Origin of the sequence: Kitasatospora sp. NPDC057542, from assembly GCF_042801945.1 — a bacterium.
Lineage (GTDB): Bacteria > Actinomycetota > Actinomycetes > Streptomycetales > Streptomycetaceae > Kitasatospora.
The window spans coordinates 1-5126 of record NZ_JBHVFE010000569.1; the positions used below are offsets into that span (position 1 = coordinate 1).

General features: G+C 72.6%; 4 protein-coding genes. 3 read left to right on the top strand and 1 reads right to left on the bottom strand.

The window, feature by feature from the left end; genetic code table 11:
- Positions 1–41: 41 nt before the first annotated feature.
- The gene (locus tag ACFU7Y_RS39740) at positions 42–1154 is read right to left on the bottom strand and encodes a HoxN/HupN/NixA family nickel/cobalt transporter (protein ID WP_224281999.1); all 1113 of its coding nucleotides are present in this window, start codon (positions 1152–1154) and stop codon (positions 42–44) included.
- A gap of 237 nt (positions 1155–1391) precedes the next feature.
- Between ACFU7Y_RS39740 and ACFU7Y_RS39745 the strand changes: the two genes are divergently transcribed.
- From ACFU7Y_RS39745 to ACFU7Y_RS39755, 3 genes are all read left to right on the top strand, one after another.
- A complete protein-coding gene (locus ACFU7Y_RS39745; RefSeq protein WP_380771281.1) occupies positions 1392–2342 on the top strand; it encodes a hydrolase in 951 nt (316 codons plus the stop codon).
- A 174-nt stretch (positions 2343–2516) separates the two neighbouring features.
- Positions 2517–4376 carry a CocE/NonD family hydrolase gene (locus ACFU7Y_RS39750; RefSeq protein ID WP_380771282.1) on the top strand — a complete coding sequence of 620 codons (1860 nt, stop codon included), beginning with the start codon at positions 2517–2519 and terminating at the stop codon, positions 4374–4376.
- A 61-nt stretch (positions 4377–4437) separates the two neighbouring features.
- On the top strand, positions 4438–5126 hold a 689-nt coding region (locus ACFU7Y_RS39755), incomplete at its 3' end, for an AraC family transcriptional regulator (protein WP_380771283.1).

Sequence of the window (5126 nt, forward strand, 5' to 3'; positions counted from 1 at the left end):
GACCAGACCCCGGTCACCGGCCCCACGGCTGCGTGCGCGTCCTACTCGGAGTCGCCCGAGGCGGAGGCGGAGGCGGAGGCCAACCCGGCCGACCACTTCTCCTCGACGTTGCCGAGTTTCCAGTAGGCGATCGCCGCCGCCCAGGTGAGCACGAACAGCCCGACGATGGCGTAGCCGACGAAGTTGAGGTCCAGCTCGCCGATCCAGGCGACCGGACCACTGGTGATGTCCAGCTTCTCGCCGAGCAGGCCGATCAGCTCGATCGAGCCGATCACCAGCGCGACCAGCACCGACAGCCCGGTGACGGTCAGGTTGTAGTAGATCTTGCGGACCGGCTTGGAGAAGGCCCACTCGTACGCGAAGTTCATGAACGAGCCGTCGATGGTGTCCAGCAGGCTCATCCCGGCCGCGAACAGGATCGGCAGCGTGAGCAGCGCGTACCAGGGCAGCGAGAAGGCCGCCGCGCCGCCCGCCAGCACCAGCAGGGACACCTCGGTGGCGGTGTCGAAGCCCAGCCCGAACAGCAGGCCCACCGGGTACATGTGCCAGGGCTTGGTGACGGCCCTGGTGACCCTGCCGAGGATGCGGTTCATCAGCCCGCGCCGCTCCAGCTGACGCTCCAGCTCCGCCTCGTCGTACTCGCCCTCGCGCATCCGGCGGAAGACCTTGAGGATGCCGTTGAAGGCGCCCAGGTTGATCAGGCCGAGCAGCAGCAGGAAGGTGCCGGAGACGGTGACGCCGATCAGGCCGGTCAGCTCGTGCAGCGTCGAGTCGTCGGACTCCACCTGGCCGGCCAGCGAGCGGATGCCGAGGGCCAGCAGCGCGCAGAGGCCGAAGACGATCGAGGAGTGCCCGAGCGAGAACCAGAAGCCGACCGACAGCGGCCGCTTGCCCTGGCCCATCAGCTTGCGGGTGGTGTTGTCGATGGCGGCGATGTGGTCCGCGTCGAAGGCGTGCCGCATCCCGAGGGTGTAGGCGGTCAGACCCATGCCCGCGCCGAACACCTGGCCGCCGACGTCGTAGTGCTCGGGCTCGACCAGCGCGAGCAGGGTGAACCAGCCGATGACGTGCAGCGCGAGGATGAAGCCGCCCATTCCGGCCAGGCGGATCCACTCCTCACGGGTGAGCCGGTCGCGCCAGCGGGGGGCGGTCATCGTCGTGTCCTTTCGGTCGGGCGGTCGAAGCTGGGCCATCTTTCCGCCTTGACGCACGCAGTTGCAAGTCATGCGCAATTACGGATTCACCTCCCCCCGCCACCGAAGATCGTCACGACCCGTACAAGCCTTCGTAACCTCGGAGGGCTTTCACTGCGCGTTCTACGCGCGGATACTCTCGCTCTACGCGCGAAAACTCGGGCGCCGATCCATCAACTCCCCACGGAGGAACGGCACATGACGATCCGTATCCGAACCGCCGCGACCCTGGCCGGTGCGGCGCTGCTCGCGGGCGGTCTCACCGCCCCCGCCGCCACCGCCGCTCCCGCCACCACCGCCAAGGCCGCCGCGGTCAGCGCCACCCCGCACCGGGTGCTGTTCGACAACAGCAAGGCCGAGACCGCGGGCAACGCCGACTGGATCATCAGCACCAGCCAGCCCGACCCGCTGGCCCAGAACGCCAACCCCACCACCGAGAAGAGCTGGACCGGCGCCCTGTCCGCCTGGGGCGTAGCCCTCCAGAAGACCGGCCAGTACAGCCTGAAGACCCTCCCGGCCGGCTCCACCATCAGCTACGGCACCGGTGCCGCACTCGACCTCGCCAACTTCGACACCTTCGTGATCCCGGAGCCCAACATCCGGTTCAGCACGAGCGAGAAGACCGCGATCATGAAGTTCGTCCAGAACGGCGGCGGGCTCTTCCTGATCTCCGACCACGTCAACAGCGACCGCAACAACGACGGCTGTGACTCCCCGAAGATCATCAACGACCTGCTGACCAGCAACGGGGTGAACAACAACGACCCCTTCGGCTTCTCGGTCGACCTGCTCAACATCACCACCGACAACCCGCGCGCGGTCGACGCCCCGACCGACCCGGTGCTGCACGGCCCCTTCGGCACCGTCACCGGCTCGATCCTGCGCAACGGCACCACCTTCACCCTCAAGCCCGCCGACAACCCGAACGTCAAGGGCCTGGTCTACCGGACCGGCTACAGCGGCAACACCGGCGCGTTCTTCGTCACCAGCACCTTCGGCTCCGGCCGGGTCGCGATCTGGGGCGACAGCTCCCCGGTCGACGACGGCACCGGCCAGTCCGGCAACACCCTGTACAACGGCTGGGACGACCCGGCGGGCACCGACGCCGCCCTCGCCCTCAACGCCACCGCCTGGCTGAGCAAGGCCTGACCGCCGGGGCGCCCTCGCCAGGCCCCCCTCATCTCACCAGGAAATGGGCCGCTCCCTCCCCTACTGTCGGAATACCGGCACCCGCGGCGCGCTCGTACGGAGCGGCCCCCCGGTCCGTACGAGCGCGCCGCGGGCCCGCCGGTGCTCACCGGCCCGGGACCGATGGGAGCGGCCATGCCGTCCTACCCCTTCCACACCACCCGCGAGGACCTGCGGATCCCGCTGCCCGACGGCACGCGGCTGGCCGCCCGGCTCTGGCGGCCGGTCGGCGGCGGGCCCGGCCCCGCGCTGCTGGAGTACTCCGGCGGCCGCCTCACCGACCGGACGGCCGCCGAGGACGCCCGCCGCCACCCCTGGTACGCGGGCCACGGCTACACCGCCGTCCGGGTCGACACCCGCGGGCACGGCAACTCCGACGGCACCCCCGGCGAGCCCGGCGGCGCACAGGAGCTGGCCGACGGCGCCGCCGCGGTCGACTGGCTCGCCCGCCGCCCCTGGTGCAACGGCCGGCTCGGCCTGCTCGGCGTCGGCGCGGCCGGCACCACCGCACTGCGGCTCGCCGCCCGGACCCCCGACACCGTCGGCGCCGTGGTCACCGCCTGCCCCGAGGGCGGCCACCGGCTCGGCAGGGCCGTGCTCGCCGCCGACCTGCACACCCGGCTCACCGCCCTGATCGCCGACGCCGCCCTGCCGCCGGACCCGCGGCACGTCGGCGACGCCTGGCGGGCCGCCTGGCTGGACCGGCTGGAGTCACTGCGGCCGCCCGTCGAGGACTGGCTCGCGGCCGGCGAGAGCACCGTCCCGGTGTCCGTGCCCACCCTCGCGGTGGCCGGCTGGGGCGACCCGTCCTGCTCCTTCGTGCTGCGGCTGCTCGCCGAGTCCCCCACCGCGCGCGCCCTGATCGGCCCCTGGCCGCACGGCCTGCCCGAGGCCGCCCTGCCCGACACCCTGCGCTGGTGGGACCACTGGCTGCGCGGCGCCGACACCAGCGCCCTCAAGGAACCCGCCCTGCGCAGTTGGCTCGGCACCCGCTGGACCGGCGACGAGGCCTGGCCCTCCCCCGACGTCCGCGAGATCCACTACGGCCTGGACGGGCCGCTGAGCACCGCCGGCACCGCCTCCGACGACCGGTACGTCCGGGTCCGCTCCCCGCAGCACACCGGCCTCAACTCCGGTGCCTACGTCCCGCACGGCCGCCCCGCCGACCAGCCGCCGGACCAGCGCGAGGAGGACGGCCGCTCGGTCTGCTTCGACTCCCAGCCGCTGCCCGAACCGGTCGAGCTGCTCGGCGCCCCGACCGTACGGCTGCGGCTGCGGCTGCGCGAGGACGGGGTGCCCGTCCAGGTGGCGGTGCGGCTGTGCGCGGTCGGCCCGGACGGTACCTCGCAGCTGGTCACCCGGGGCGTCCTGGTCACCGAAGGGCCGGAGGCCGAGGTCGAGCTGGCCGCCTGCGCGACCACCGTCCCGGCCGGGCACCGGCTGCGGCTCGCCCTCTCCTCGGTCTACTGGCCCTGGGTGTGGCCCCCCGCGGAGGACACCGGGTACGGCGTCGACCCGTCCCGCTCCACGCTGAGCCTGCCGGTGCGCCACCTCGCCGCCGACATCGGCGCCCCGCCCGTCACCTTCGAGTCCCCGGTGCTGCCCGACCAGCTCGACGTCCACCTCACCGAGCCGCTCACCGCCCGCCCCGAGCACCTCACCGTGCACGACATCGGCCGCCGCGAGTGGCGCACCGAGCTCTCCCCCGCGACCGACGGCACCCGCACCCACCCCGACGGCCTGGTTCTGAACGAACACACCGTCACCGCCTACCGCGTGCTCACCGACGCCCCGCTCAGCGCCCAGGCCCGCACCGACCACACCGTCCGGCTGGAGCGGCCCGACATCGGCTGGGACGTCACCGTCCAGACCCGCACCCAACTGCGCTGCGACGCCGAGCACTTCATCAGCGTCGTGCAGCTGCGGGCACTGGAGGCGGGCTCGGTGGTGTTCGCCCGGGAGTGGCAGCACCGGGTGCCCCGGGATTCGTCCTGAACCAAGGCCGTCCGCACTGTGACAATGTCCGTACCAGAAGCACGAGTCGGGGAGGGCGGGCATGCTGGACGAGACGGTGTACCGGACCGAGGACGTGGCACCGCCGGACCGCCTCGAATACTGGCGGCACCGACTCGCCGAGAGGAGCGCTCCGTTCGAGGCCAGCACGGGAAACGCCGTCGACTTCCGGGCGGACCTGCGCATCCTGACGCTCGGTGAGCTACAGCTCTGGAACATGGAGAGCCCGTCGATCACCGTACGCCGGCCGGCGCGCCTGATCCGCTCGTCCGACCCGGAGTTCTACCTCCTCTCGCTCCCGTTCCCCGGCGCCGGCCCCGCGGCCAGGTCCGACGGCCACGGCGAGTGGCGCCCTCGGGACCTGGTGATGTACGACAGCATCCGACCCATCGCCCTCCAGGTGAGCACCGACGATCCGCGCCGGCAGATCCACGGGACCTGGCTGACCGTCCCCCGGCAGGCGGTGCCCCTGCCACCGGACAAGGTGGCCGACCTGATCGCCCACCGGATGCCCGGGGGCGAAGGCGTGGGCGCCCTGCTCGTCCAACTGCTCGTCGGCATCGCCGCCGACCCCGGCGCCTACCGGGCCGGCGACGCGCCCCGGCTGGGCGCCGCCGCCCTCGACCTGGTGTCGGCTCTGCTCGCCCACCACCTCGACGCCGAGGACGCCGTACCGCCGGAGAGCCGGCGCCGGGCGCTGGTCCAGCGCGTCCGGGCCTTCGTCCGCGCCCA

Excerpts from the sequence above, each read along its gene's own strand:
- ACFU7Y_RS39740 (WP_224281999.1), bottom strand. The coding sequence starts at position 1,154 with ATGACCGCCCCCCGCTGGCGCGACCGGCTCACCCGTGAGGAGTGGATC.
- ACFU7Y_RS39745 (WP_380771281.1), top strand. The coding sequence starts at position 1,392 with ATGACGATCCGTATCCGAACCGCCGCGACCCTGGCCGGTGCGGCGCTG.
- ACFU7Y_RS39750 (WP_380771282.1), top strand. The coding sequence starts at position 2,517 with ATGCCGTCCTACCCCTTCCACACCACCCGCGAGGACCTGCGGATCCCG.